At 68.3% G+C, this 25,618-nt stretch carries 23 protein-coding genes and 1 tRNA gene; 12 read left to right on the top strand and 12 right to left on the bottom strand.

What is annotated here, in order from left to right:
- Positions 1 to 350 precede the first annotated feature (350 nt).
- From BJ970_RS25265 to BJ970_RS25235, 7 genes are all read left to right on the top strand, one after another.
- On the top strand, positions 351 to 4,079 hold the full coding sequence (locus BJ970_RS25265) for a nitrate reductase subunit alpha (protein ID WP_184728500.1): 3,729 nt from the start codon (positions 351 to 353) through the stop codon (positions 4,077 to 4,079).
- Positions 4,079 to 5,647: a nitrate reductase subunit beta gene (gene narH / locus BJ970_RS25260; RefSeq protein ID WP_184728499.1), complete on the top strand. Its 1,569-nt coding sequence runs from the start codon at positions 4,079 to 4,081 to the stop codon at positions 5,645 to 5,647. The genes BJ970_RS25265 and narH overlap by 1 nt, the downstream gene beginning before the upstream one ends.
- Positions 5,644 to 6,267, top strand: a complete 624-nt coding sequence (gene narJ, locus BJ970_RS25255; protein ID WP_184728498.1) for a nitrate reductase molybdenum cofactor assembly chaperone — start codon at positions 5,644 to 5,646, stop codon at positions 6,265 to 6,267. Before narH ends, narJ begins: the two co-directional genes overlap by 4 nt.
- Positions 6,264 to 6,995, top strand: coding sequence for a respiratory nitrate reductase subunit gamma (narI, locus tag BJ970_RS25250; RefSeq protein ID WP_184728497.1), 732 nt, complete (start codon positions 6,264 to 6,266; stop codon positions 6,993 to 6,995). The genes narJ and narI overlap by 4 nt, the downstream gene beginning before the upstream one ends.
- Positions 6,946 to 7,944, top strand: coding sequence for a tellurite resistance/C4-dicarboxylate transporter family protein (locus tag BJ970_RS25245; RefSeq protein WP_184728496.1), 999 nt, complete (start codon positions 6,946 to 6,948; stop codon positions 7,942 to 7,944). Before narI ends, BJ970_RS25245 begins: the two co-directional genes overlap by 50 nt.
- 65 nt (positions 7,945 to 8,009) lie before the next feature.
- Entirely contained in the window at positions 8,010 to 8,855 is an 846-nt protein-coding gene (locus tag BJ970_RS25240) for an endonuclease/exonuclease/phosphatase family protein (RefSeq protein ID WP_312864404.1), read from the top strand.
- Positions 8,856 to 8,935: 80 nt separating this feature from the next.
- Positions 8,936 to 9,181 carry a hypothetical protein gene (locus BJ970_RS25235; RefSeq protein WP_184728495.1) on the top strand — a complete coding sequence of 82 codons (246 nt, stop codon included), beginning with the start codon at positions 8,936 to 8,938 and terminating at the stop codon, positions 9,179 to 9,181.
- A gap of 106 nt (positions 9,182 to 9,287) precedes the next feature.
- Here BJ970_RS25235 and BJ970_RS25230 read toward each other — a convergent pair whose 3' ends face one another.
- Entirely contained in the window at positions 9,288 to 9,737 is a 450-nt protein-coding gene (locus BJ970_RS25230) for a DUF3574 domain-containing protein (protein ID WP_184728494.1), read from the bottom strand.
- Positions 9,738 to 10,331: 594 nt separating this feature from the next.
- On the opposite strand from BJ970_RS25230, the gene lnt reads away from it, so the two are divergent.
- Both lnt and BJ970_RS25220 read left to right on the top strand, forming a co-directional pair.
- Positions 10,332 to 11,816, top strand: coding sequence for an apolipoprotein N-acyltransferase (gene lnt / locus BJ970_RS25225; protein ID WP_184729349.1), 1,485 nt, complete (start codon positions 10,332 to 10,334; stop codon positions 11,814 to 11,816).
- Positions 11,817 to 11,870: 54 nt separating this feature from the next.
- Positions 11,871 to 12,656, top strand: a complete 786-nt coding sequence (locus BJ970_RS25220) for a polyprenol monophosphomannose synthase (protein ID WP_184728493.1) — start codon at positions 11,871 to 11,873, stop codon at positions 12,654 to 12,656.
- 168 nt (positions 12,657 to 12,824) lie between these two features.
- On the opposite strand, the gene BJ970_RS25215 is transcribed toward BJ970_RS25220, so the two are convergent.
- The 3 genes from BJ970_RS25215 to BJ970_RS25205 form a co-directional block, all read right to left on the bottom strand.
- Positions 12,825 to 13,169, bottom strand: a complete 345-nt coding sequence (locus BJ970_RS25215; protein WP_184728492.1) for an RNA polymerase-binding protein RbpA — start codon at positions 13,167 to 13,169, stop codon at positions 12,825 to 12,827.
- 497 nt (positions 13,170 to 13,666) lie between these two features.
- A complete protein-coding gene (locus BJ970_RS25210) occupies positions 13,667 to 15,076 on the bottom strand; it encodes an MFS transporter (RefSeq protein WP_184728491.1) in 1,410 nt (469 codons plus the stop codon).
- A 225-nt stretch (positions 15,077 to 15,301) separates the two neighbouring features.
- A complete protein-coding gene (locus BJ970_RS25205; protein ID WP_184728490.1) occupies positions 15,302 to 16,090 on the bottom strand; it encodes a glycerophosphodiester phosphodiesterase family protein in 789 nt (262 codons plus the stop codon).
- Positions 16,091 to 16,158: 68 nt separating this feature from the next.
- Here BJ970_RS25205 and BJ970_RS25200 point away from each other — a divergent pair, with 68 nt between their 5' ends.
- Complete coding sequence (locus BJ970_RS25200; RefSeq protein WP_184728489.1) at positions 16,159 to 16,512, top strand: hypothetical protein; 354 nt, start codon at positions 16,159 to 16,161, stop codon at positions 16,510 to 16,512.
- 210 nt (positions 16,513 to 16,722) lie between these two features.
- On the opposite strand, the gene BJ970_RS25195 is transcribed toward BJ970_RS25200, so the two are convergent.
- Entirely contained in the window at positions 16,723 to 17,688 is a 966-nt protein-coding gene (locus BJ970_RS25195) for a tyrosine-type recombinase/integrase (RefSeq protein ID WP_184728488.1), read from the bottom strand.
- Positions 17,689 to 17,742: 54 nt separating this feature from the next.
- On the bottom strand, positions 17,743 to 19,098 hold the full coding sequence (locus BJ970_RS25190) for a M20/M25/M40 family metallo-hydrolase (protein ID WP_312864402.1): 1,356 nt from the start codon (positions 19,096 to 19,098) through the stop codon (positions 17,743 to 17,745).
- Between the two features lie 119 nt (positions 19,099 to 19,217).
- On the opposite strand from BJ970_RS25190, the gene BJ970_RS25185 reads away from it, so the two are divergent.
- Positions 19,218 to 19,303, top strand: a tRNA-Leu gene (locus tag BJ970_RS25185).
- Here BJ970_RS25185 and BJ970_RS25180 read toward each other — a convergent pair.
- The 6 genes from BJ970_RS25180 to BJ970_RS25155 form a co-directional block, all read right to left on the bottom strand.
- Positions 19,285 to 21,048, bottom strand: coding sequence for a recombinase family protein (locus tag BJ970_RS25180; RefSeq protein ID WP_184728487.1), 1,764 nt, complete (start codon positions 21,046 to 21,048; stop codon positions 19,285 to 19,287). The genes BJ970_RS25185 and BJ970_RS25180 overlap by 19 nt on opposite strands.
- Positions 21,049 to 21,198: 150 nt before the next feature.
- The gene (locus BJ970_RS25175) at positions 21,199 to 23,349 is read right to left on the bottom strand and encodes an FtsK/SpoIIIE domain-containing protein (protein ID WP_184728486.1); all 2,151 of its coding nucleotides are present in this window, start codon (positions 23,347 to 23,349) and stop codon (positions 21,199 to 21,201) included.
- Positions 23,346 to 24,053: a hypothetical protein gene (locus BJ970_RS25170; protein ID WP_184728485.1), complete on the bottom strand. Its 708-nt coding sequence runs from the start codon at positions 24,051 to 24,053 to the stop codon at positions 23,346 to 23,348. Before BJ970_RS25170 ends, BJ970_RS25175 begins: the two co-directional genes overlap by 4 nt.
- Positions 24,050 to 24,382: a hypothetical protein gene (locus BJ970_RS25165; RefSeq protein WP_184729347.1), complete on the bottom strand. Its 333-nt coding sequence runs from the start codon at positions 24,380 to 24,382 to the stop codon at positions 24,050 to 24,052. Before BJ970_RS25165 ends, BJ970_RS25170 begins: the two co-directional genes overlap by 4 nt.
- Positions 24,382 to 24,729 (bottom strand): WhiB family transcriptional regulator, encoded by a 348-nt coding sequence (locus BJ970_RS25160; protein ID WP_184728484.1) that lies wholly within the window; start codon positions 24,727 to 24,729, stop codon positions 24,382 to 24,384. The genes BJ970_RS25165 and BJ970_RS25160 overlap by 1 nt, the downstream gene beginning before the upstream one ends.
- Positions 24,729 to 24,941: a helix-turn-helix domain-containing protein gene (locus BJ970_RS25155; protein WP_184728483.1), complete on the bottom strand. Its 213-nt coding sequence runs from the start codon at positions 24,939 to 24,941 to the stop codon at positions 24,729 to 24,731. The genes BJ970_RS25160 and BJ970_RS25155 overlap by 1 nt, the downstream gene beginning before the upstream one ends.
- Before the next feature lie 341 nt (positions 24,942 to 25,282).
- Between BJ970_RS25155 and BJ970_RS39630 the strand changes: the two genes are divergently transcribed.
- Positions 25,283 to 25,492, top strand: coding sequence for a hypothetical protein (locus BJ970_RS39630; RefSeq protein ID WP_312864401.1), 210 nt, complete (start codon positions 25,283 to 25,285; stop codon positions 25,490 to 25,492).
- The last annotated feature ends 126 nt before the right edge of the window (positions 25,493 to 25,618 follow it).

Raw genomic sequence — 25,618 nt, 5'->3', positions numbered from 1 at the left:
CGCCTGGCCAAAAGGGGAGAACGGCACCCAACCGGGCCGCTTCTCCCGTTGGTCAAATATGTCCAATATCTTTATCAAGACTTTGGTATATACCATGCAGTTAAGGATTCAATGAGATAAACTCCCAGCTCATCGCCACTATTTACCCACATTCGCCGACAAAATGGACAAATGAATTCCAATGAGGCGACCCCCCACAAACCGGTCACTGAGAGTTTCAAATATTAACTTAGTGTGAACTTTCCCATATTTGGTCTCGCTGCGCGGCCTCGTTTCCGGCCGTAGATTTGGCCACGGGACAACGCCGCATTCGCGTCACTGCTTTCCGCGCGAGACCGGGAGAAATCACCATGTGTGCAGCGCCGATCCGGAACGCCGACGGAGCTTCCGGACAATTCGCCGAGGGTCGACCGGGGATCGGCGGCACGGCCGGCGACGCCCTGCTGAGACTGGGGCGGCTGGTGTCCAAAGAGGACACTTCAGCGGATCTGCGCGCGGTATACCGTAGCGGTGGCCGCGAGGGTGACGCGTTCTACCGCGACCGATGGAGCCACGACAAGGTGGTGCCCTCCACGCACGGGGTGAACTGCACCGGGTCCTGCCGCTGGAACGTGTACGTCAAGGACGGCATCATCACCTGGGAAACGCAGGACACCGACTACCCGTCCACCGGGCCGGACCGGCCCGAGTACGAGCCACGCGGCTGTCCGCGCGGAGCCTCCTTCTCGTGGTACTCCTACTCCCCCACCCGCATCCGCTACCCGCACGCCCGCGGGGTGCTGGTCGAGATGTACCGCCAGGCGCGGCGGGAGACCGGGGATCCCGTCGCCGCGTGGCGGTCCATCGTGGACGATCCCGAACGCAGGCGGCGCTACCAGCGGGCCCGCGGTAAGGGTGGGCTGGTCCGGGTGTCCTGGGACGAGGCGGTCGAGATGATCGCCGCCGCGCACGTGCACACCATCGCCGCGCACGGCCCGGACCGCATCGCCGGTTTCTCCCCGATCCCGGCCATGTCGATGGTCTCGCACGCGGTCGGTTCGCGGTTCATGGCACTGATCGGCGCCCCGATGCTGTCGTTCTACGACTGGTACGCCGACCTGCCGGTCGCCTCGCCTCAGGTCTTCGGCGACCAGACCGACGTCCCCGAGTCGGCGGACTGGTGGGATGCCGCCTACCTGGTGATGTGGGGCTCCAACGTGCCGGTCACCCGCACCCCGGACGCGCACTGGATGACCGAGGCGCGCTACCGGGGCCAGAAGGTGGTGGTCGTCTCGCCCGACTACGCCGACAACACCAAGTTCGCCGACGAATGGCTCGCGCCGCACCCGGGTACCGACGCGGCGCTGGCGGTGGCGATGGGCCACGTCGTGCTCAAGGAGTTCTTCGTCGACCGGCCGACACCGTTGTTCACCGACTACGTGCGGCGCTACACCGATCTGCCTTTCCTGGTCAGCCTCGTCGAACGCGGCGGCGGACTCGTGCCGGGCAAGTTCGTCACCGCCGCCGACCTGGGCCGCGAAGGCCCGCACGAGGCGTGGAAGACCGTACTCCTCGACGAGGCCACCGGAGAGCCCGTGGTGCCCAACGGGTCGCTGGGTCACCGGTGGAGCAACGACGAAACCGGGCGGTGGAATCTCGACCTCGGTGCCGTCATTCCGCGCTTGAGCTTGCACGGCAACGGCGGCGAGCCGGTCGAGGTGATGCTGCCGCGCTTCGACGCACCGGACGGCACCGGCGCGGCGATCACCCGGGGCGTCCCCGCGGTGCGACTGCGGCCGGACGGCCCGCTGGTGACGACCGTGTTCGACCTGCTGCTCGCGCAGTACGGGGTCGGTCGCGACGGCCTGCCGGGCAGCTGGCCGTCCGGCTACGACGACGCGGACTCGCCGGGCACCCCGGCTTGGCAGGAGCAGATCACCTCGGTACCCGCGGCGCGGGCGGCGCGGATCGCCCGGGAGTTCGCCGACACCGCGATCCGCTCCAAAGGGCGCTGCATGATCCTCATGGGCGCGGGCACCAACCACTGGTTCCACTCCGACGAGGTGTACCGGACATTCCTGACGCTGCTGCTGCTCACCGGCTGCCAGGGACGCAACGGCGGCGGCTGGGCGCACTACGTCGGGCAGGAAAAGGTCCGCCCGCTCACCGGTTGGGCCACGCTGTCGTCGGCGGCGGACTGGCACCGCCCAGCGCGCCAGATGATCGGCACCGCCTGGTTCTACCTGCACACCGGGCAGTGGCGCTACGACGGGCTCACGGCGGAGGCGCTCGCCTGGCCCGGCTCGGCCGGAACCCTCGCCGGGGCCACGGCCGCCGACTGCATCGCCAGGTCGGCGCGCGCGGGGTGGATGCCGTCCTACCCCACTTTCGACCGCAACCCGCTGGACCTCGCCGACGAGGCCGAGGCCGCCGGGCTCGAACCCGGTGAACACGTCGTGCGGGAATTGCAGGCGGGCCGGCTGGGTTTCGCGGGCGAAGACCCGGATGCGCCGGCCAACTGGCCGCGAGTGCTGACGGTGTGGCGCTCCAACTTGCTCGGCTCGTCGGCCAAGGGCAACGAGTTCTTCCTCAAGCACCTGCTGGGCACCGATGCCTCGCCGCGCTCGACCGAACCCGAGCGACCACCGGCGGAGGTGCGCCGGACCGAGCAGGCGGCGGAGGGCAAGCTCGATCTGCTGCTGTCGCTGGACTTCCGGATGACCAGCACCACCCTGTTCTCCGACATCGTGCTGCCCGCCGCGACCTGGTACGAGAAGCACGACCTGTCCAGCACGGACATGCATCCCTTCGTGCACTCGTTCAACGCGGCGGTCGCCCCGCCCTGGCAGTGCCGAACCGACTTCGACGCATTCCACGGCATCGCCGCCGCGTTCAGCCAACTGGCCACCGGACATCTCGGCGTCCGGCGGGACCTGGTGGCGACCGCGCTCGGCCACGACACCCCCGCCGAGACCGCCCAACCCGGCGGCGTGCTGCGCGACTGGCGCCGCGGCGACGTCGACCCCATTCCCGGCCGGACGATGCCCACGCTCACCGTCATCGAGCGCGATTACCCTGCGGTGGCGGCGAAACTCGGCGCGGTCGGGCCGCTGCTGGACAAGCTCGGCACCACGACGAAGGGCTACACCGTCGAGGTCGGCCCGGAATTGGCGTGGCTGGCCGAGGCGAACGGGGTCGCGGCGGGCGGGCCGGCCGCCGGCCGCCCCCGGCTGGACACCGACCGCCGAGCCGCCGACGCGATCCTGGCGCTGTCCGGCACGACGAATGGCCGGTTGGCCACCGAAGGGTTCCGTGCGCTGGAGGACCGGGTCGGGCGTGCTCTGACCCACCTCTCGTCGCACCACAGTGGACATCGCGTGACCTTCGCCGACACCAGGTCCCGGCCGGCGCCGGTGGTCACCAGCCCGGAGTGGTCCGGCGACGAGTCCGGTGGCCGGCGGTACGCGCCGTTCACCATCAACGTCGAACAGCTCAAGCCCTGGCACACCCTGACCGGACGCCAGCACTTCTTCCTCGACCACGACTGGATGGCGGAGCTGGGCGAGCAGTTACCGCTGTACCGGCCGCCGCTGGACCTGCACCGGCTGTGCGGGGAACGCCAGCTCGGCCCGGACGGCACGGCAGAGGTCGTGGTCCGCTACCTGACGCCGCACTCGAAGTGGTCGATTCACAGCGAGTACCAGGACAACCCGATCATGCTGACGCTCTCCCGTGGCGGGCCGACGTTCTGGATGAGCCCGGCGGACGCGGCGGCCATCGGAGTCGCCGACAACGACTGGGTGGAGGCGGTCAACCGCAATGGCGTCGTGGTCGCCCGCGCGATCGTGTCGCACCGGATGCCCACCGGCACCGTGTTCATGTATCACGCGCAGGACCGGACGGTGAACGTGCCCAAGAGCGAAACCACCGGTCGTCGCGGCGGAATCCACAACTCGCTGACCCGCGTGCAGATCAAGCCGACCCACCTCATCGGCGGCTACGCGCAGCAGACGTTCGCGCTGAACTATCACGGTCCCACCGGCAACCAGCGCGACGAGGTCACCATCATCCGCCGCCGCAACCAGGAGGTCGAGTACTGATGCGCGTGATGGCACAACTGGCCATGGTGATGAACCTGGACAAGTGCATCGGCTGCCACACCTGCTCGGTCACCTGCAAGCAGACCTGGACCAACCGCGGTGGCGTCGAGTACGTCTGGTTCAACAACGTGGAAGCCCGCCCCGGGCAAGGATATCCGCGACGCTACGAGGACCAGCGGCAGTGGCGAGGGGGCTGGACGCTCGACCGCCGCGGGCGGCTGAAGCTGCGCGGCGGCGGCCGGCTGCGCAAGCTCGCGACGCTGTTCGCCAACCCGGACCTGCCGGAGCTCGACGACTACTACCAGCCCTGGACCTACGACTACCGCAGCCTGCTCGAAGCGCCGCTCGGGGACGACACCCCGGTCGCCCGCCCCAACTCGGCGATCACCGGGCGTCCGGCCAGCGTTCGCTGGGGACCGAACTGGGAGGACTCCCTCGGCGGCATCCCCGAGCACGGCGAGGCCGATCCGGTGGTCGCGAAACTGCGCACCGAGCTGGGCACCCGGATCCGGTTCGAGTTCGAGCAGTCGTTCCTGTTCTACCTGCCGCGGATCTGCGAGCACTGCCTCAACCCGTCCTGCGTGGCGTCCTGCCCGTCTGGTGCGATGTACAAGCGGGCCGAGGACGGCATCGTGCTCGTCGACCAGGACCGCTGCCGGGGCTGGCGGATGTGCGTTTCCGGCTGCCCGTACAAGAAGGTCTACTTCAACCACAAGACCGGCAAGGCCGAGAAGTGCACGTTCTGCTACCCGAGGGTGGAGGTGGGCCAGCCGACGATCTGCTCCGAGACCTGCGTCGGCCGCCTGCGCTACATCGGCGTACTGCTCTACGACGCCGACCGGGTCACCGACGCCGCCAAGGTGCGCGACGAGCGCGAGCTCTACCCGGCGCAGCGGGATATCTTCCTCGACCCGGACGACCCCGCCGTCGCCGCGGCGGCCGCGCGCGCAGGCATCCCGCACGACTGGATCGAGGCCGCCCGGCGTTCCCCGGTCCGCGACCTGATCTGCCGGTACCGCGTGGCGCTGCCGCTGCACCCGGAGTACCGCACGATGCCGATGGTCTGGTACATCCCGCCGCTGTCGCCGGTGGTGGACGCCGTCGCCGAGACCGGGTTCGATGGGGAGGACGCCGGTAACCTCTTCGGCGCGATCGACGCGCTGCGCATCCCGATCGAGTACCTGGCCGAGTTGTTCACCGCGGGCGATATCGGCCCGGTGCGTGATTCGTTGCGCAAGCTCGCGGCGATGCGCACCTACATGCGGTCCGTGAACCTCGACGAGCCGCCGGACGAGGAGCCGCTGCGGGCGGTGGGGCTGGACGCCGACGAACTGGCGTCGATGTACCGGCTGCTGGCCATCGCCAAGTACGACGAGCGCTACGTCATCCCGACCGCGGGCATCGGCGACGCGCACGAGCTGGAGTCGCTGGCGACCACGTGCAGCCTGGACACCGACGGCGGTCCCGGCATGGGTGGCTTGCGCTCCGGGAGCACGGATCTGGTCGTGTGGGACGGCAGCGGACGACCGGAGGGCATGTTCCCGACGCTGCGCGGGGGGCGGTCGTGAAACGCCGGCGCCTGGACTCCCGTTCGCGTGCCCTGGTGCGCCAGATCGCCGCCTGGTGCCTGCATTACCCCGATGCCGAACTGGCGCCGCGGATGGACCTGCTGCGGGAAAGCCTTGCCGAACTCGCCGGGCGCGACCCGGCGGCACACCTGAGCGGCACGCTGGACCACCTCGCGCGGACACCCGCGCAGCAGGCCGAGCAGCACTACGTTGAGGTGTTCGACGTCAGCCCGCGCCGCAGCCTGTACCTGACCTGGTACGTGCACGGCGACACCCGGTTGCGCGGTGGCGCGCTGGCCGAGCTGGCGGGCATCTACCGCGCGCACGGCTACCGGATCGCGGGCGGTGAGCTGCCGGATTACCTTCCTGCACTGCTGGAATTCTCCGCCGCTGCGGCGACGCGGCGCGAAGGCGAGCGGCTGCTCGGGCGTTTCCGGCCGGCGATCGAGGTGTTGCACCGCAGGCTGGCCGAGATCGGCACGCCCTACGCCGCAGCCGTGCGGGCAGTGCTCGACGCGGTGCCAAACCAGCGCGAGCGCGCCGCTGTTCCCGCGCAGGCGCCGACGGAGCAGGTCGGCCTGCAGCCCTATCCGCGAACCGTCCAGGAGAGCACCCGATGATCAGCCCGTTCGAGGTCGTGCTGTGGGCCGTGCTGCCGTATGTGGTGCTCGCCGTGTTCGTCGGCGGCACGGTGTGGCGGTACCGGTACGACAAGTTCGGCTTGACCACCCGGTCCAGCCAACTGCACGAATCCCGGCTGCTGCGGATCGGCAGCCCGATGTTCCACTACGGACTGATGTTCGTGGTCGGCGGCCACGTGCTGGGCCTGGTGGTGCCGAAGGGCCTCACCGAGTTGTTCGGCATCACGGAGTCGAACTACCACGTGGTGTCGCTGCTGTTCGGCACGGTCGCGGGCTGCGTCGCGCTGGCCGGGCTGCTGGTTCTGCTGTACCGGCGGCTGCGCACCCACGCGGTGCGCCGGGCGACCAGCCGCAGCGACCCGTTCACCTACACCGCGCTGACGGGCACGATCTGCCTGGGGTTGTGGACCACCGTGATCGACAACGGCGTCCGCGGCCCCTACGACTACCGTGAGACGATAGGGCCGTGGTTCCGCGACATCTTCCTGCTGCAACCGCACCCGGAGCTGATGGCACACGCCCCGCTGGACTACAAGATGCACGCATTGCTCGGCCTCACCCTGTTCGCGCTGTGGCCGTTCGGCCGGCTCGTGCACGCCTTCAGCGCACCGCTGCACTACCTGTTCCGGCCTGACGTCGTGTACCGCAGTCGCACCGGTGATCGAGTTGGCACCCGCCGAGCACCGCGCGGCTGGCAACGGCTCTGACCCCGTGGCCTGGCAACGGATACCGCCCGAGTCCGGCTCCATAGTGATGAGCGTCGGGGTGACGTCGGTCGCCGGGCGGTTGGCGGGACATCTCGTGCTCTCGTGGGCGCTGCTGATCGTGGCCGCCGGGCTTTGGGGGCTACACGGCATCGTGTTCCTGGCCCGGTTGGTGTCCGACCCGGGACGGTGGCGGTCGGAGGCGGGCCGACCCGGCGCGCTGACGTGCGTCGCCGCGACTGGAGTCCTCGGTCTCTCCCTAAGCCTGCACGGCTTGGGGGCGACGACCTGGCCCTTCCTCGGGCTGGCGACGTTGCTATGGATCGTCCTGATGCCCTTGGTGCTGCGCGAATTGGGCACCCCGACCGTCGGGTCGAGCTTCCTGACCTGCGTTGCGACCCAATCGCTGGCGGTCCTGGCCGGTCAGCTCGCCGCCGACACACGATCGACGTTCGTGCTGCTGGCCGGTGCCGTCGCCAACGCCCTCGGCCTGACGCTGTACGTCGCGGTGCTCGCCCGATTCGACTTCCGCCAGCTCGTCCGCGGGGCCGGGGATCACTGGGTCGCCGGGGGCGCGCTCGCGATCAGCACCGTGGCCACCGGCAAGCTGCATTCGGCGATGCAATCGGTGGGCATGCCAGCCACAGCCGCCACCGCAGTGCAAACGGTCGGTCTCGTGCTTTGGGCGATCACCCTGGGCTGGTACCTGGTCCTGGCAGCGTTCGAACTGCTCGCGCCCCGCCTGCGCTACGACCTCCGCCGTTGGGCAACGGTGTTCCCCTTATCCATGACTTGCACGGCGGGCTTTTCCACGGCAGCGGCGACGGGTATCGCCTGGATAGCCGAAACGGCCCAGATTCTCCTCTGGCCAGCCCTGATAGTGCTCTGCCTGACCGCCTGGGGAACCCTGCGCAGCATTACCCGCGCCGACGCCCGGCTGACCCGCCACTGAGCTTGGCGTCGCGGCAAGGCGAAATCCACCCCTCTGGCATCGGGAGCTCGTATGCTGCCGCACTTGTGAACGCTTCTCGCCGGGCCCGTGTCGCGATCGCTCTCGTCGTGGCCTTGATCGCGCTGCCGACGCACGGTGCGCAGGCCGCGCCCGGCAAGGACCTCGACGTGCTCGACTTCAACATCCACGCCGGCATCGGCGCCGATGGGCGGCTCGACCTGGCCCGCACCGCCGCCGCCATCAGCGGCACCGGCGCGGACCTGGTCGGCCTGCAGGAGGTCGACGTGCACTGGTCGGCGCGCAGCGGCTACGCCGACCAAGTAGCGCAGCTGTCCCGGATGACCGGCATGCACGCGTTCTTCGCGCCCATCTACGACCTGGATCCCGAACCCGGGCACGCCGAACGCCGCCAGTACGGCGTCGCCATGCTGAGCAGATTCCCCATCATCTACTCCGAGAACCACCGGATCACCCGGCTGTCCACGATGGATCCCGACCCGGCGCCCAAGCCGACGCCGGGCTTCGCCGAGATCGTCGTCGCGACCCCGGGCGGGCCGACGCACGCGTACGTGACCCACCTCGACTACCGCCCCGACCCGGCCGTCAGGCGCACCCAGGTCGACGAGACGATCCGCATCCTGAACCAGGACCGGCGCGATTCCCGGCAACTCCTGCTGGGCGACTTCAATGCCGAGCCCGGCGCGCCGGAGCTGGCCCCGCTGCTGGCCCGCATGCGGGACGGCTGGGCCACGGCGAACGGACCGGACGGCGGTCAGACCTACCCCGCTTCGGCGCCGCGGAGCCGGATCGACTACGTGACCTCCGCCGGGAAACTGCGCGCGATCCGCGCCGAGGTGCCCGACTCGCAGGCATCCGATCACCTGCCCGTGCTGGTGACCGTCACGGGTTAGGTCTTTCCGCCCTGCCCGCCCGGCCACGATGTGGGCACACTGGCAGGACGCCGAATACGTCGGGAGGGGGTTGGGGGACGATGCCCGACGTGCGTTTCGAACTCAACAACCGGGAACGCGCCACCCTGCGAGCCGTCGCCGCGGGCCGCGTTCAGATCACTTGCAGCTGCGAACCGGACCTGTACATCGACGGCGTGGCCTTCTGCGATCAGCAAACCGCCCGCCATCTCGTGCACCACGGTTTCATGCGCCCGGCCGAGCCCGGCCGACCAGGTGACCTGGTGGCGGCCGAGCTCACCGGGTCCGGGACGGAACAGCTCCGCTGAGTCCCGCCTCCCGGGCGGGACACACGTCGATTTCCATGGAAACCCACTTTCCATGGAAATCGACGGCACAAGATCGCCGAGAGCATCGACGATCGCGACGGGTGCCTCAGAAGTCGACGGCGGTGCGATCGTCGACGCGGGCCACCGATTCCTGCCCGAAGCGAGCGTTGTACTCGGCGCGGATCCGCTCGATCTTGGGATCGTTGGCGGCGTACTCGGCGACCAGGTAGAACAGGGTCAGCTCGTAGGAGCGTTCCCGCTCGATCATGCCGTTGACGTCGCGGTACTGCCCGTAGCCGTCCTGAACCGTCAGCCCGGCCGGGAACTGCGGCGTGACGGACCCGTCGACGAATGCGCGGAACTCATCGTCGGTGACCGGCTGCCCGCCTCCGGGGCGCGCGGTGCCGAAGAACAGGCTGGTCTCCACATACGCCTCGCCGACTCGCGGAGCCGACGCCGGGTCGTCGCCGAAGGCGGCGGAGGCCACCGGGGCACCTAAGCCGATGAATGCGGCGGCCAGCGCCGCAACGGTCAGGCGAACTCGTCGTTTGGTCATCTTCGTCTCTCCAGCCACAGTGGATACTTCGTCCGCTGGAAGACATCGACCCGGCTTCGCCCTACCTTGAGATGCGCTGCCCGCCGATGACCTTGACCGTCGGCGTGCTGTCCTGGATCTCCGGCTATAAGCCGGTTTTCGCCCACGTCACGAGGCAATCCGCCAAGGCCACCGTCCGCACGCAGCTCCCGAGGACGTGCGCACCTTAAGCGGCACTGCGCACCGCATGCGTCACCGACAGCACCACCTACGGCAGCAGTGAGTGGCAACTGTCGCGCCGACAATCTGCCGTCGCTCTGGACCGAGCACGCCCGGGCCGTGCGTGGCGATGATCACTTCGAACGCATCCCTTTCGACTGGTTTGCGCCGATTTGCCCACGGCGGCTCCGGCGACAGGGTCCGGCGTACATTTGTTTGGTGCGCGTCGGGCTGCCCGCGCACGAACACGACAGATCGTTTCCGTCCTGGCCCGGCCGGGACGGCGGCACCGAGAAGGTTGATCGGGTGGTTGTCCCCACGGCTCGTCCGCAGCGCGCTAAGCGGCAGGGCCGCAGCAAGACTGGAGGTCGATCGGTCGGTGCGGTCTGGCTGCGCATGCTCGCGGCCGTCCTCGCCGGGTTCGTGCTGTACGCGGGGTCTCCCCCGCGCGACCTGTGGTGGGTCGCGCCGATCGCGTTCGCGGTGTTCGCGGCGATCGTGCAGAACCGGAAAGCGCGCGCCGGATTCGGCTACGGCCTGCTGTTCGGCTTCGCGTTCCTGCTCCCGCTGCTGGGCTGGCTGCAAGACTTCCTCGGCGCCGACTTCGGTCCCTGGCCGTGGCTCGGGGTGGCCGGCGTCCAGGCGCTGTTCATCGGGCTCGCCGGCGCCGGGATGGCGCGCGTCAGCCGCCTGCCGGGAGCCCCGGTGTGGATGGCTGCGGTGTTCGTCACCGCCGAGACGCTGCGCTCCAGCGTGCCGTTCGGCGGGTTCCCGTGGGGACGGCTGGCCTTTACCCAGGACACCGGCCCGTTCCTGCCGCTGGCCGCGCTCGGCGGCACCGCGCTGGTGTCCTTCGCCGTCGCCCTTGTCGGCGGCGGCCTGGCCGAGATCGTCCACCGAGCACGCGCGCCTCGCCGTTGGAGCGCGCCGCTGGCCGCCGTGCTCGTGCCCGTGGTGGCGGGCCTGGCCATGCTCCCCTTCATCGGCACCGACCCCAACGCCGGCACGGCCCGGGTCGCGATCGTGCAGGGCAACGCGCCCAACCTCGGGTTGGGACTGCTGTACAAGGACAACGTTATCCACGCCAACCACATCGCCGCCGCGCAGAAGCTGGTCGACGACGTCAAGGCGGGCCGGATGCCGCAGCCGGACTTCGTCGTGCTGCCCGAACAGGTCGGCAGCTGGGGGCCCAGCCAGAACGACCCGGACTTGTCCGCCATCGCCGCGCAGCTCGGCGTCCCGCTGGTGGTCGGCGGGCTCGGCCAGGACACCGACGGCGACCTGCACAACGAGATCGTCCGGTGGGACCCGGGCTCTGGCGCCGGCGACCGCTACATCAAGCAACACCTGGTTCCCTTCGCCGAGACCATCCCGATGCGGCCGGTGGCGCGGCTGGTCAGCCCGTTCGTGGACCGCTTCCGCCAGGACATGGTGCCCGACGACAAACCCGGCGTGCTCGACGTCGGAAGCGTCCGGCTGGGCGTCGGGATCTGCTACGACGTCGCCTACGACGACGTCTTCACCGGCGCCGCCCAGAAGGGCGCGACGCTGCTGGCGGTGCCGACCAACAACGCCTGGTACGGCCACTCTGAAATGAGCTACCAGCAGCTTGCGATGTCCCGCCTGCGCGCGGTGGAGCACGGGCGGGCGGTGCTGGTGTCGGCCACCAGCGGCGTCAGCGCGGTGGTCCAGCCGGACGGCACCGTGACCCAGCAGACCGAGCTGTTCACCGCGCAGAATCTGGTCGCCGACGTGCCGCTGCGTTCGACGCAGACGGTCGCCACCGAGCTAGGTAGCGCTCCGATGTGGACACTAGCGGTGCTGGGCGTCGGCGCCGTGGTCCTGTCCTGGTGGCGACCCCGGCGGACAACGGCCGCCTGAACCCGAACGATACGAGTGCACAGCCGGCCGACCGGACCGGCCAGGAGGACATGGATGGCGAACGGGCAAGCCCACGAAGGCGGTGCCGACTCGGCCCTGGTGGTGATCCCCACCTACAACGAGCGGGACAACCTGGAGCCGATCGTGCGGCGGCTGTTCGCCGCCCTGCCCACGGCGCACGCGCTGGTGGTCGACGACGGCAGCCCGGACGGCACCGGCAAGGTGGCCGATGAGCTCGCCGCGGCCGACGAACGGGTGCACGTCCTGCATCGGACCGAGAAGGCCGGGCTCGGCGCGGCGTATGTGGCCGGTTTCGAGTGGGCCCTGGACCGCGACTACCGCGCGATCATCGAGATGGACGCCGACGGCTCGCATTCGCCCGAGGACCTGCCCCGGCTGATCGGCATGCTCGGCCCGGAGGGTACGGGCGCCGATGTCGTGCTGGGGTCGCGCTACGTGCCCGGCGGGCGGACGGTGAACTGGCCCTGGTACCGGGCGCTGCTGTCCCGCGGTGCCAACGTGTACTCCAAGTTGGCGCTCGGCGTGTCGATCAACGACATCACGTCCGGTTACCGCGTGTACCGCCGGGAGGTCCTGCAGACGCTGCGGCTGCACAACGTCGCCTCGCAGGGATACTGCTTTCAGGTGGATCTGGCGTGGCGCGCCGTCGATGCCGGCTTCGTGGTCGTCGAGGTCCCGATCACGTTCGTGGAACGCGAGATCGGCAGCTCGAAGATGGACGCCGAGGTCGTGCGCGAGGCCCTGATCAGGGTGACGAGGTGGGGCCTGCGCCGCCGCACCCACCAGGCAATAGACGTGCTGCGGTCGCTGAAGCGCTAAGACTCGCCTTTGCGCCGCTGTGCCAGTTGTGTATTGGCCACCGCGGATTCCCAGGCTCTGCCCGTCTCGCGAGTGTTCGCCGCGAGGCGGGCGGGAGTGCCCTGGGCGTTTCGAGCACGCCAAAACGCCTGGGCTGCGAAAACCCAGGCGCCTTGTCGAACGCTGTGCTCAGACGGACTGCCCGCGCCGCTCTCGCAGCACGTCGAGGCGCTCGTTGAGCAGCTCCTCAAGTTCCGGAATGGTGCGCCGCTCCAGCAGCATGTCCCAGTGGGTGCGCGGCGGCTTGGCCTTCTTCTGCTCCGGCTCGCTGCCGTCGATGATCTTCGACTCGGCGCCGTGCAGACGGCACTCCCAGGTCGGCGGCACTTCGGCGTCGTCGGAGAACGGCACCTCGAACTCGTGGCTCTTGGGGCAGGCGTAGCGCACCGTCCGGCGCGGTGCGAGGTCGTGGTTACGGTCGGTCTCGTAGCTCACGGCTCCGAGCCGGCTGCCACGCAGAACGCGGTCGGCCATGACGGTTCCTTTCACTTCGGCCCGGGACCAAGCCCGGGCGATTGTGCTCACCGTGTGCAACGACGGGGGACCCGCCGCCTGTTCCCGGTGTAGTGCTTCTGGTTGCCGTCGGTGACATTGTTCACCCATCAACGACGGCTGCTCTCCCTAGAGATGCAGTCGGTCGGCGTTCGTGACGCGTTATCCCACTGGCAATCTATAGGTGCATTCGAACGGGTGATAGTGCCAGATGATGGGTCACTCTGGCCAAGACAAGCCGCGGTAAAGCGGTCGGAGTGGGACAGAGATCACGACACGGACGGCGGGATTGACTCGAAAGTACGTAACCGAATGTAGCGGCATGTAGTTACCTGCTCTCACAACGCTGTGTACCGGCATATTCCGATCACGCGGATAACCCCGGCGGTGCCCGTCACCAGCATGGAGCAACATTGCGACCTTGGCGAGACGGGGGCGGTTCATCACGCACCGCGTACGCGTCGTCGACTACGTGTAACTCACAGAACTTTGGGCGCGGGGTTGCCGACGGCCTCGATCGCCCGCCGCACCGGCACCAGCGTGACCAGCACCAGCCCGACCGCGAAGAACACCACCAGCGAGATGATGGCCAGCCGGAACGACCCGGTTGCCTGTCCCACCCCGGCGAACACCAACGGCCCCAACCACGACGTGGACCGCTCCCCCACCTCATACAGCGAGAAGTACTCGGCCTCCCGGCCGGGCGGCACCATCTGGCTGAACAGCGACCGCGACAACGCGTTGGTGCCGCCGAGCACCAGCCCGATGCCCACCGCGAGCCCATAGAACTGCATGTCCTGCCCCGCCTGCACGAAGTACGCCGCGATGAGCACCACCAGCCAGGTGGCGAGGCTGATCAAAATCGTCTTCTTCGCGCCGATCCGACGCGCCACGATCCCGTGCAGCATTCCGCCGAGAAAGGCGATGAACTGCACGATGAGCAGCGTGATGATCAGCGTGTCCTGCGGTAGCTTGAGCTCCAGGCTGCCGTACTGCGCCGAGACCTGGGCCACCGTCGAGATCCCGTCGGTGTAGATCCAGTACGCGGCGAGGAACGCCAGCGTCAGCGGAAAGTGCCTTGCCTGCCGCAACGTGCCGATCAACTGTTTGAACCCGGCAGTGATGGCGGAAGCGCCGCGCTCGGTGCCCTCCGGGGCGTGGTGGCGCCGCAGGGCAGTCAGCGGCAGCAGCGTGAACACGGCCCACCAGAGGCCCGAAGACAGGAAGATCACCCGCACCGCTGCGGCCGCGTCCAGCCCGAACGCGCCGTGGCCAAGGTAGATCACCAGGTGCATGGCCAGCGCGACGCCGCCACCCAGGTACCCGATTGCCCAGCCGCGGGTGGAGACCTGGTCCCGCTCGTCGGCGTCGGCGATCTCCGGCAGGAACGAGTAGTAGACCACCACCGAGGCGCCGAAGCAGATGTTGGCGATGACGAACAGCACCATGCCCAGCTGCCAGTCCTGACCGCCCACCAGCGCCAGCAGCCCCGTGGTCGCCGCGCCGCCAAAGGCGAAGATCGCCAGCATCAGCCGCTTGCTCTGGGTCCGGTCCGCGATCGCACCGGTGATCGGCAGCACCAGCACCTGCACGACGGTTGCCGCCGACAGCAGGTAGCCCCACAACGAACCGGCCGGAAACGCGAGCCCGAACACCGAGATGTCGCACTGCACCAGCGCGTTGCCCTGCGGGCAGGCGTTGACGCCATTGCGCGCCACATCGGCCCGGGCCGCCTCGGTGGCCACCGAAGTCAGGTAGAGCGAGAGGAAGACCGTCGTCACCGAAGTCGGGAACACCGAGTTGGCCCAGTCGTACCAGCACCAACCCCACTGCTCCCGACGCCGCCTCCGCGCGGCATCCGGTGCCAGGTCGCTGTCCATCACGCTCATCCGTTCGGTCCTCCGGCCAACATCACTCGATTGGGGGTAACCGGACCTTACTGGCTCAGGGAATACGGGGGAGGTCCGTGCGGCGACAATGCGTAGTTCTGCTCAGCCGGTGCGCGGGTCGCATCGAGCAGCGCCGATGGCGACCACTCGCGCCGCTGTCCGGGCCGAGGCCACTTGTCCGTCGTCGGAACGCAATTGACCATGCAAACCACCCAGTCTGCTCCCTCACCCGCCGACTTCCGGCTGCGGCTCGCCGAACCGCTCCTGCAACACCTCACGCAGCACGTCCGGCCGGTCGGTGACCAGACCGTCGACACCGAGATCCAGCAACTCCCGCATCTCCTCGGCCTCGTCGACGGTCCAGGCGTGGACCTCCAGCCCCCACCGATGAGCCTGGCGCACGAACCGGGAGTCGATCAAGCGCAACGGCCCGAACCCCGGCGGAACCTGGGCCGCGCCGCCAGCGACCGAGGACCGCAGCGGCCAGCCGCCCCAGCGCGACCCGAGCCACAGCAACCCGGCCGAACGGCGTCCGGTCGAGGTCAACAGCCGAGGCCCGACGGCCCGGCGCAGCGCGGCTACGCGGTGCTCGGCGAACGACGCCAGGCAAACCCGATCCCAGGCGTTGTGCGCGCGCAGCGTCCGCAGCACCGGCTCCACCGCCGAGTCCGCTTTGACGTCGACGTTGAAGAACGTCTCGGGTAGCTCCTCCAGCGCCGCGTCCAGGCGGCACATCGGCTCCCGCCCGCCGATCAACGCCGAACCGACGGCCGACCACGGCAGGCGCTCGATGGTGCCGCGGCCGTCCGTGGTTCGGTCCAGCGTCGGGTCGTGGTTGACCACCACGACGCCGTCGGCGGTCGAGTAGACATCGGTCTCGATGTAGCGATACCCCTCCTCGGCCGCGCGCCGGAACGCGCTCAGCGAGTTCTCCAGATCGTGCAGTTCACCGAGGTGCCAGCCGCGGTGAGCGAACGCGCGGGGCCGGGGCCCGAGCAGGAAAGGATGCGTCACGAGTGCAACTCTGCCTGATCGGCGTGCCGTCACCGCGCAGGCGGGGCCCTTGGTTAACGTGATCGATCGTGGAAACCTCGGCACCGCCGCCCCGCCGCCAGCGCCAAGCCAGGCACTGCGCCTGGTGCGGACGTCGCGTCCCGGAGGCGGGTCGGCAGGGACGACCCCGCCAGTACTGCGCCCAGTCCTGCCGCCAGCGCGCCTACGAGCGGCGCACGGCGGTGCAGCGCGGCGGCCTCCCGGAAGACTCGGTGGTGCTGTCGGCCGCCGAACTCGCCGACCTGCAGGACCGGCTGTTCCAGCTGCGATGCGCTGCCGAGGACGTGGTCACCGCTGTCGAGGACGCCGCGGACCACACCGAACTGCGCAAGCTGGCGGTTCAGGTCGTCAACGTGGCAGCGGAACTCGAACGGCTGAGGTGAGCTCGCCGAGGCCGACCGCGCGCATCGCGCGCTGAGCGACGACCCGCCGCTTGGCTGTGCTAGTTCGCGGTAGCGGACATCGACGCGATCAGCGCCCGGGAAACTCGCCCACACCGTCATCGACCCGATCGAGCACCCGCTGCTGAGTGCCGGGGCTGCCCCGACCTCACCGGGGGCGACGATCCGCGTGGCCATCGCCCACTCGTGGAGCTAGCCGCCGGACAACTCGCCGAGCACCTGCAACGTCCGGTTCGCCCGCACCGACATCCGCTGCTCCCGGGCGGTCACGTCGATGTAGGTCTGGCTGGAATTGATCGAGGAATGACCGAGCAGCTTGGCGATCTCGGCGGCGCTCGCCCCATCCTCCGCGAGCCGCGTCGCGAAGGTGTGCCGCAGGGCGTGCACCATCGCGCCCGGCTGTACCCGGTCCGAAACCCCAGCGGCCCGCAAGGACTGCCGCACCATGTATTGCAGGCCACCCCGGCGCAGCGGCTCGCCGTGGTGATCGACGAACAATGGCTCACCGCCGGGCAGCCGCTCGCCGAACCGCGCCCGCCGCGACTGCAGGTAGCCCTGGATCAACACGTCCAGGGTGTCCTCGATCGGGATGGAGCGGTTCTTCCCACCCTTGCCGTGCACGTGCAAACGACGATCCCCGGCCCGGCCGGCCAACGACGCAATGGTCAGCTCCAGCAACTCCGCCGACCGCACACCGGTGCACAACAGAGTGGAGAGCACGGCGAGATCGCGCTCCGGCCACGGGTTCCGCGCCCGCCGGGCCCCGGAGGCCACCATGCGCAGCAGCCGCTCGGGCGTGTCCTCGCCTTGCAGCGGCTTCGGCGTGGCCGGCGAGTTGCGCGGCTTCGGCACCACCTGCATCGGATTGCCGGTCACCGCGCCCTCGACCACCAGGAATCCAAAGAACCCGTTCCAGGTCGACCAGGCCCGGGTCACCGACGAGGCGGACCGAGCGGCGGCGAAACGCGCAAACGCCGACCGCAGCACCGAGGCGGTGATCCGGTCCACCGCCAGCCCGTCGGCACCGCGACCGGTGAGCTCGACCAGCTCACCGGCCACCGACTCCAAATCGCGGCGGTAGGCGCGCAGCGAGTTGGCCGCGAGCTTCTTGGCCTGCAGGTGTTCCAGGTAGATCTCGATCAAACGCGCCAGGTCCACGCCGCCCCTCCCCGATGATCAACTCGGGTAGATGAAACCAGACGGCACCGACACTCAACTGCTGCGGATGAACCGGTCCAGCACGCGAGTCCCGAACTTCAGCGAATCCACCGGAACACGCTCGTCAACGCCGTGGAACAAGGCGCTGAAGTCGAGGTCGGCAGGCAACTTCAGCGGCGCGAAGCCGTAGCAGTTCATGCCCAATCGGCTGAACGACTTCGCGTCGGTCCCCCCGGACATCATGTAGGGCAGTGCCTTGGCACCGGGATCCTCGGCAAGCAGGGCGGCGGACATCGCATCGACGATGCGCCCCTCGAACCTGGTCTCCACGGGCGGCAATCCCACCCACTCCCGCTCCACGTCAGGACCGAGCAGCTCGGCCAGCTCGCGATCGAAGGCCTCCTCCCGACCCGGCAGAATCCGGCAGTCAACAGCGGCCTCTGCTACCGAGGGGATCACGTTGTGCTTGTACCCGGCGGTGAGCATCGTCGGGTTGGCGGTATCGCGGAGCGTGGCGCCGACGATCCGCGACAGGTTCCCGAGCTTGGCCACGGCACCCTCGATGTCGTTCTCCGGGAAATCCCAACCTGTGATCTCGGTGACACCATCGAGGAACTCGCGAACGGAGTCGGTCAGCACCAGCGGGAAGCGATGCGTGCCGAGCTTGGCCACGGCTTCGGCGAGCTTGGTGACGGCGTTGTCGTCATGCACCATCGAGCCGTGCCCGGCGCGGGCCCGCACCCGCAGCTTCAACCAGCGAATGCCCTTCTCGGCGGACTGGATCAGATAGGCGCGCACGCCGTCCTTGAAGGTGACGGAGAAGCCGCCGACCTCGCTGATCGCCTCGGTGCAGCCCTCGAAAAGCTCGGGCCGGTGATCTGCCAGCCACTGCGCCCCGTGGAAACCGCCGGCCTCCTCGTCGGCCAGGAACGCGAAGACGACATCCCGCGGCGGGGTAAGGCCGTCCCGCTTGAGCCGCCGGGCGACTGCGAGGCTCATGGCCAGCATGTCCTTCATGTCGACCGCGCCCCGACCCCACACATAGCCGTCCTGCACGGCACCGGAGAACGGGTGCACGGACCACTCGGCGGCGTCCGCAGGCACAACGTCCAGGTGCCCATGCACCAGCAGCCCGCCACGCGAAGAGTCGGCGCCGGGCAGCCGAGCGACGACGTTGCCGCGCCCAGGATGGTCCCCGGATTCCACGTAGGTGACGTCGTACCCGACCTCACTGAGCTTGCCCGCTACGAACTCGGCGGCGACACGCTCCCCGACAAGGGTCTCGGGGTCGCCCGTGTTGGTGGTGTCGATGCGGATCAGGTCACTGGCCAAGCCGACGACCTCGTCCTCGGCCCGCTGCAACCCCGCGTGGTGATCAGTGCCGGAGATATCCTCGTTGTGTGCGCTCACCAGGCATTTCTATCACCCGGAGAACAAGGAGGGGGGTGCCGTTGGAGCGGGAATGACCATGGGCTAATCTATTCACACAACACAGCGGGGCCGCCCGATCAAAAGGGCGGCGCTGAGGCGTCCGAGTGGCGGAATGGCAGACGCGCTAGCTTGAGGTGCTAGTGCCCTATTAATGGGCGTGGGGGTTCAAGTCCCCCCTCGGACACGCACACTATTCACCCGGCTTGCCGGGTGAATTTTTATTTGGGCGGCCCGCTCGGCCGGTTCGTATCGTACTTGCAGGTCAACGGCCTGGTAGAGGTTCGCAAGCCGGTCTGGCTTGGCACCGGACAGCGCTGGGCCGACGTCGCCGAGCGAATCAATCATGGCGTAGATCTCAGCATCGGTGAGCGCGTTGGGTGCTGGCCTGTTCTCCAGCTCGGCGCGGGCTGCGGCGCGCTCGGCTTGCGCCTCGTTGATCGCCTCCGTTAGCGCTGCCGGGTCCACTCCGGCTCCGATCGCCGCTTGGAAGCGGCGTAGCCGCGCCTCTGCGTCGGCAAGCCGCGTCTTGGCTGTTTCCAGCGTGGGGGATGTGGCGTGGGGAGTCTGCTGGGACGCAACCAGTGCCGCGACCGTCCGATCGACGTTCTCAGGTGCGAACAGCCCACCGAGCCACCCGTTGGCGGCGTCTCGGATCAGATCCTCACGGAGGTACACAGCGGGCGGATGCTCGGCCAACGCTGCCGAGCCGGGGGCAAGCGTGCGGGCCGGGCAGCGGTAGTACATGGCGTGGGCTCGCGGGCTGGCCTCCATCTTCCGCGTGCAGACCGCGCACCGAATCCGGCCACGGAACAGGTACGGCCGCTTGGTGGGGCGACCGCTTCGCTCGGCCTTGCGGGCGGTCCGCAGTCCGCCCGCTCCCTTGGATCGGCGGAGAAGCTGTGCTTGGGTGAAGTCCTCGACACTCACGATCTCCGGGTGGGCGGGTCGCCGCGAGCGCACCACGCCGTCAGCGCCAGCGCGTCGGAACCGGATCACGTGACCCGCTGCTACGTCGTCAGGGTCCAGCAGGGTTTCTTGTCGGGTCCAGCGCCCGAAGAACGCGTAGCCGGTGTAGCGGGGGTTGTCGAGGATCGATCGGACCGTGCTGCCCTGCCAGCCGTCGGCAAGCCGGTGCCGATTCTGCTCCGGCCGCCGCGCCGACGGGCACGGGACACCATCCCGGTTCAGCCCGTTGGCAATCGCCCTGTCTCCCTTACCGCTCAGGTACTCCACGAAGATCCGCCGCACGACCTCGGCCGATGCCGCATCGATCGCCAGCACACGCAGCCGGTAACCCTCGGCGGCCTTGCGCGGGTTAGGGTGCGGTCCGCCGTCAACGACGTTGTAGCCGTACGGTGCTCGGCCGCCTTGGTGGCGGCCCTCGTTGAGCACCTGCGCATCCATCGCGGCCCGCACGCGAGCCTGTACGTGCTGGCGCTCAGACTCGCTCATGCCGCCGAGCACGCTCATCAGCATCTTGTGCGACGGGTTGCGAGCATCGAACTTGCCGCCGAGCTCGGGCACCCACAGATCGACACCGTAGGCCGCGAATTTGGGAGCGATCAGCGAGAACTGGTTACCGAACCAGCAACGCGTGCCCTCGCCGACGACCACGGCGTCCCAGCCTCGGTTCGGGTCCTTCAACGCGGTCAGCAACTGCTCGGCCTCCCGACGCCGCTCCCACGGCACCGAGCGGGACTGGCCGACATCGAAGTACTCGGCGGCGACGATTCCGCCGAGCGGTTCGACGAACTTCGTCGCGTTGCCGAGCTGCCAGCCGTGCGAGGTTTCCGGGTCTTGGTTGTCCTCAGTGGAGCAGCGGCCGTAGAAGGCGACCGGCCCGATCCCAGAGTCAACGTTGTCGACCACCTCGACTCCGAGCAGGTCATCCAGCGTCGCCCACGGATCTCCGCTGATTTCAACAGTCATGTGATTCCTTCCTTGGCGGTTCGTCGGGGACCTCGATCTCGGTCAACTCGACCAGTATGCCAAGCAGTATGCGGCTCACTTCTCTCGTTAGTACAGGTAATTCGTCCGGTAGACGAACTGTGACACGGTCCCCGTCGCTGTCATCGGCCGTCATGGCTGGTCAGCTTCCGACTGATCAGCTGAGCTGATTTCATCAGATACCCGGTCGATCGCTGCCCGAATGTCGGCGGTGAAGTAGCCGCGCACCCGACGGACCTCGCCGTCCTCGTCCGGAACGCGGTGCCGGGTCGGTCTGCACTCCAGCTGCCCCATCTGCCGCGCGAACACGCTCGGCTCGACATCCAGCGCGTTGGTCAGCTCGGCGGTCGGCACAAACTCGCGCTGGTCCAGGTCGTCACCGAGGTATTCGACAACCGCCGCGAGCGGTTCCGGCAACTCGACCGGCGAGGTGTCGTCGGCGCGGGTGCCGCTGCCGAGTGCCTTCACGACGGCGGCCTGGTCGATCGCGCGCGGACTGTCGTCTCCGGCCGCGTGACCGGTCAACGTCCTGGCTGCCTCCCGAAGCGTGCGTCCCCGTTCGCAGATTGACCGCCATTCAGCGTTGTCCATGTAGAACGTGCGCACCGCCACCGCAACCGTGTCGGCCCCTGCGTCGGTGTCACCGTCCGGGCGCAGGATGCCAACTCCCTTGTGGCTGGGCAGCAGCGTGGATGCGTCGAAGCCGCGCGTGTTCATCTGCTCGCCGAGCACGATGTTGGAGTCCCGCCAGTCCATCACTCGTAGCGCAAAGCGTGACCCAAGCACGGCCCGCAGCCGTGATGGGATCGTGTTCGAGTCCGGCCGCTGCGTGGCGAGGATGACCACGATGCCGACGGCTGGCCCCTTTCGGGCGAGGTAGGTCAGTAGGTCCGCGATGTACGCGCCGAGCGTAATTTTCTTCCCCTCGATCTCCTGCCGCGTCGGGTTTTCCAGGTACACCTGAACCTCATCGATGATCACGGCTGTGATCGGCATGCCGAGGTCACGGTCACGAGAGATCGCTGGTGTGATCTTCGACTCGGGGCAGATCTCATCGTCCAGGGTGGACATCCGAGCGAACCGCGCTTGTACCTCGGCTACCAGCTCGACCAGGTAGTCCCGGACAGCTTCGGTGTGTTCCTGCTCGTCACCGCAGACGTACCGGTGCGCCACGGCTTCGGCGGCCTGCCAGTCTTTCCCTCCCTTACCGTCGAAGACATACAGCTGCGTGTACGGATCGAGGATCAGTCCGGCCGCCGGTAGTCGGGTGGCGCACGTCTTGCCCTGCCGGGGGATCGCACCGACCACCAGCGACGTCCACACCAGTTGCAGGTCAATCCGGCGGTTGCGCGCGTCGCGGCCGAACGGAATCGACCGCCAGGCGTCCCAGAACTCCACATCCTGCAACGGGAACCGCAACGGCGCACCGGAATACGGGTCCTCATCGGCAACCCACAGGAAGACCCGGCCCGCGTGGCCGCTCCGTCCGCGCACCCTTTCGACGATGAGCTGCAATTCATCGACCGCCAACGCCGACGCAAGCGCCTCACGGTGCTTGATGACGTCAGCAGCCTTGCGGGTTGCGGGTAGATCGACGGTGACGGCCCAGCCCGCGCCATCATGCGCGGCACGCTCCACGAGCCGTAGCGATTCGTCCTTGCCGATCAGCTTCGCGTCCCGGAACGCGTCGACCAGCACTTGCGGGTCCATCGTCCAGGTCAGTGTCCGCGGACCGGCAAGGACCGGTTTACGTCCAGGTGCGCCGTCCTTGCGGCGGCCAAACACGGCCAAGGTCGCCGAGGCAATGCCGGCCGCGATCCAGAGCGCCGGTCCGCCGTAGACCACATAGGCGACGGTGACCGCTGCGGCAGCGGACAGCGCCACAAGGCCGGTCACACGCCAGCGGAAGAGCGTCAACGCGCGGATCTCGGTGAACTTGTCCGCAAGCTTCTCGGACTGCTCGGCAGCGTCCCGGTAGTCATGCACGCGCACCCACCGACGCCAGCCCCGGACGACCGCCGCTATGCCCCGACCGACCGCACTGACGAACCTCCACGGCGACCGCACAATGAACGCCAAGACATCCACGGCCGCGTGTTTCGCAGCCTGCCATGACTTCAACGCGGCTGGCACGCGCGGTGAACGCTGCCACCAGTTCATGAACCTGCGCCGACGATTCGGCTGTGGCTCAGACGGCAGCTCACCGTCGATCAGTTCGGCGTCGAAGATGTGCCGCTCGGCCTCCTGTGATTGCGCGGGAGCGTGAAGCGTCTCACCGCTCATGGCTGCGTCACCTCCGCAGACAGCGCAGCAGCCAGCCGAGACGACAAGCCGCGCGAGCAACTGGTGACCTCCCGAATCCAAGCCGGAGTCACGGCCACGTCCGGACTCCACGCCTCCCGCGCACGGCCCAGGTACTCATCGAAAGATGTCCGCCGCTTGGTGTCCGGCGACCGGTCGGCAGCGGACTCGATTGCCCGCTCGGTGTCCGGACGGGCTTCCGCGTTCGTGAACGCTGTCCGGACAGCTTCGCTGAGCTTGTCCCGGAGATCGGTCACGGCCTCGGCGGCGACGAATACAACCAGCGGCGGGACGGAATGCAGCACCACCGTGTCCGCCGTTCCGGCCGCGTACGCCGCCCAGGTGTTCATCACGTACGTGGCCGCGAGCGTGAACCACTTCGCCCCGCGCACCCATCCGCCGGTCCGGACGCCGTACCGGGCGGTGACCTGCTCGGCCCGCAGGATCGCCAGCAGCACCAGCGACACCATCGGGTCCAGCAGCCACGCCGCCAGCCACGGCAGCCACCACGCAGCCGCACCGTTCGCGGCGAAGCTCTGCACGTTGGTCATCGTGAACGCCAGCCCGAGTAAAATCCCGGTCCAGCACAACCGATCCACCTGCTTGCATACCTGCTCGACCGCTTCGGCCTCGGCGAGGGTGGGCGGCAGCTGCCGCCCACCGTTGACCGTCGGCGACGCGTTCATCGACGCCGCCCTTTCCGCTGCTGAGGAACGTCCATTGTGGTCACGGTCAGTGCCTTGGTCAGCGTGTACGAAGCGAACAACGCAGGTACGCCGAGCACGGCGAGCAGCAGCGTTGTGTTTCCGGGATGCGTGATCACGATCCACTGAACTCCGACGATCGCAGCGGCCGTGACCACGACCCGGCCAGCCAGCGACACCAGCCGGACGCTCGCCCGAGCAGCTTCAGTAGCTCGCCGCGTGGCACGCGCACTCGCCCGCCACACCATGACCAAGCCAATCAGGCCACCGAGCGCGGCCAGGATCTCGATGGGGGTCAGTTGCAGCATCATCACGCGCCACCCCCTTCGGCACGCTCCCCGCGCTGAAGCCAGTGCGGGTACAGCGCGCGCCGATCGTCCTCGGAGAGAGCGCCCCAGACGCCGACAGTGCTTTCCCCAGCGACGCGAAGGTCCAGTTCGAGGCATTCATCCTGGACCGGACAGCCCGCGCACATCCGGGCTGCCAACTCACGATCAGTCATCGGTTCGTCAGCCCAGGCAGGTTCATCCTCCGGGATCCCTGCCATGCAGATGCCGTTGCGGAGCACTGCGTCGGCGAGTACCGCGCTCGGCACCCAACGCACGCGATCCAGCCGCCAAGCGATGCCGATCAAGCGGAGGTCGCTGTACGAGGCCATCACTTCCGACCCCCGTCCTGCTCGACAGGCTGGCCAAGCAGCCGAGCCAACTCGCTGGCCGGGATCACGCGGCGGCCGTTCCGTTGCGTGGTGCGCACCGTGCCGAGCCGGATCGCACGAGAGATCGCCGACGGCTCGACGTTGAGAATCCAGGCCGCTTTTCGAACGGTGAAGTACGCCGGTCGTCCGGCGTTGGACACATCGGTACCCATTGAAGAAGTCCTTCGATAAAAAAGAAAGCTGATTTCAGCATTATTCTGATGATTTCAGCGCACAAAGTGCGCAAAAAGTCCCCGTCGCGCGGTTAGTGCGCGGCCATGTCACGGAATGCGGAACGGAACAGTTAACCTCTGCGCTGAGGCGGAGCGCGGAGGAATAGGTGTCGGAAGATTGGGCGGCAGTCGCCAGAGCCATTAACGAGCGCGTGAACGAGCTCGGCTGGCGACAACGCGAGCTCGCAGAGCGTTCGCACGTCTCGCAGGCGATCGTCCGCGAGATCCAACACCACGTTGTTGAACGCCGCCGAAGCTCCCGGACTCTGGAGTCTCTGTCCGTGACGCTCGGCTGGCATCCTCAGCACCTGAATGCCGTGCTGCACGGCCGAAAACCGCCTGAGCCCAACGAACCGGTTACGGCCGGCCCGGACACAGTCTGGTCCCGTTTGGACACTCTCGAACAGCGCATGGTCGAGATCACCGAGCGGCTTGACGACCTGAAAAGTGATCTCTCGACGGTGATCGAGCATGTCCGCAAGAACCGCTAGAGCCGGGTGGTTTCGCTTGCTGGATCCGACGTTTTCCATGCCTTCAATTCCAGTGCGAATCCGGCGGGGAACCCATGCATCACCGATGCACATCCAGCGCATGAGCAGTGCAGAACCAGTGCACAA

Origin of the sequence: Saccharopolyspora phatthalungensis (assembly GCF_014203395.1) — a bacterium.
GTDB lineage: Bacteria > Actinomycetota > Actinomycetes > Mycobacteriales > Pseudonocardiaceae > Saccharopolyspora > Saccharopolyspora phatthalungensis.
Note: the sequence above shows the minus strand (reverse complement) of the source record. Positions and strands in the feature narration are given on the sequence as shown.

Excerpts from the sequence above, each read along its gene's own strand:
- BJ970_RS25265 (WP_184728500.1), top strand. The coding sequence starts at position 351 with ATGTGTGCAGCGCCGATCCGGAACGCCGACGGAGCTTCCGGACAATTC.
- narH (WP_184728499.1), top strand. The coding sequence starts at position 4,079 with ATGCGCGTGATGGCACAACTGGCCATGGTGATGAACCTGGACAAGTGC.
- narI (WP_184728497.1), top strand. The coding sequence starts at position 6,264 with ATGATCAGCCCGTTCGAGGTCGTGCTGTGGGCCGTGCTGCCGTATGTG.
- BJ970_RS25235 (WP_184728495.1), top strand. The coding sequence starts at position 8,936 with ATGCCCGACGTGCGTTTCGAACTCAACAACCGGGAACGCGCCACCCTG.
- BJ970_RS25230 (WP_184728494.1), bottom strand. The coding sequence starts at position 9,737 with ATGACCAAACGACGAGTTCGCCTGACCGTTGCGGCGCTGGCCGCCGCA.
- lnt (WP_184729349.1), top strand. The coding sequence starts at position 10,332 with ATGCTCGCGGCCGTCCTCGCCGGGTTCGTGCTGTACGCGGGGTCTCCC.
- BJ970_RS25220 (WP_184728493.1), top strand. The coding sequence starts at position 11,871 with ATGGCGAACGGGCAAGCCCACGAAGGCGGTGCCGACTCGGCCCTGGTG.
- BJ970_RS25215 (WP_184728492.1), bottom strand. The coding sequence starts at position 13,169 with ATGGCCGACCGCGTTCTGCGTGGCAGCCGGCTCGGAGCCGTGAGCTAC.
- BJ970_RS25210 (WP_184728491.1), bottom strand. The coding sequence starts at position 15,076 with ATGAGCGTGATGGACAGCGACCTGGCACCGGATGCCGCGCGGAGGCGG.
- BJ970_RS25180 (WP_184728487.1), bottom strand. The coding sequence starts at position 21,048 with ATGACTGTTGAAATCAGCGGAGATCCGTGGGCGACGCTGGATGACCTG.
- BJ970_RS25175 (WP_184728486.1), bottom strand. The coding sequence starts at position 23,349 with ATGAGCGGTGAGACGCTTCACGCTCCCGCGCAATCACAGGAGGCCGAG.
- BJ970_RS25170 (WP_184728485.1), bottom strand. The coding sequence starts at position 24,053 with ATGAACGCGTCGCCGACGGTCAACGGTGGGCGGCAGCTGCCGCCCACC.
- BJ970_RS25165 (WP_184729347.1), bottom strand. The coding sequence starts at position 24,382 with ATGATGCTGCAACTGACCCCCATCGAGATCCTGGCCGCGCTCGGTGGC.
- BJ970_RS25160 (WP_184728484.1), bottom strand. The coding sequence starts at position 24,729 with ATGGCCTCGTACAGCGACCTCCGCTTGATCGGCATCGCTTGGCGGCTG.
- BJ970_RS25155 (WP_184728483.1), bottom strand. The coding sequence starts at position 24,941 with ATGGGTACCGATGTGTCCAACGCCGGACGACCGGCGTACTTCACCGTT.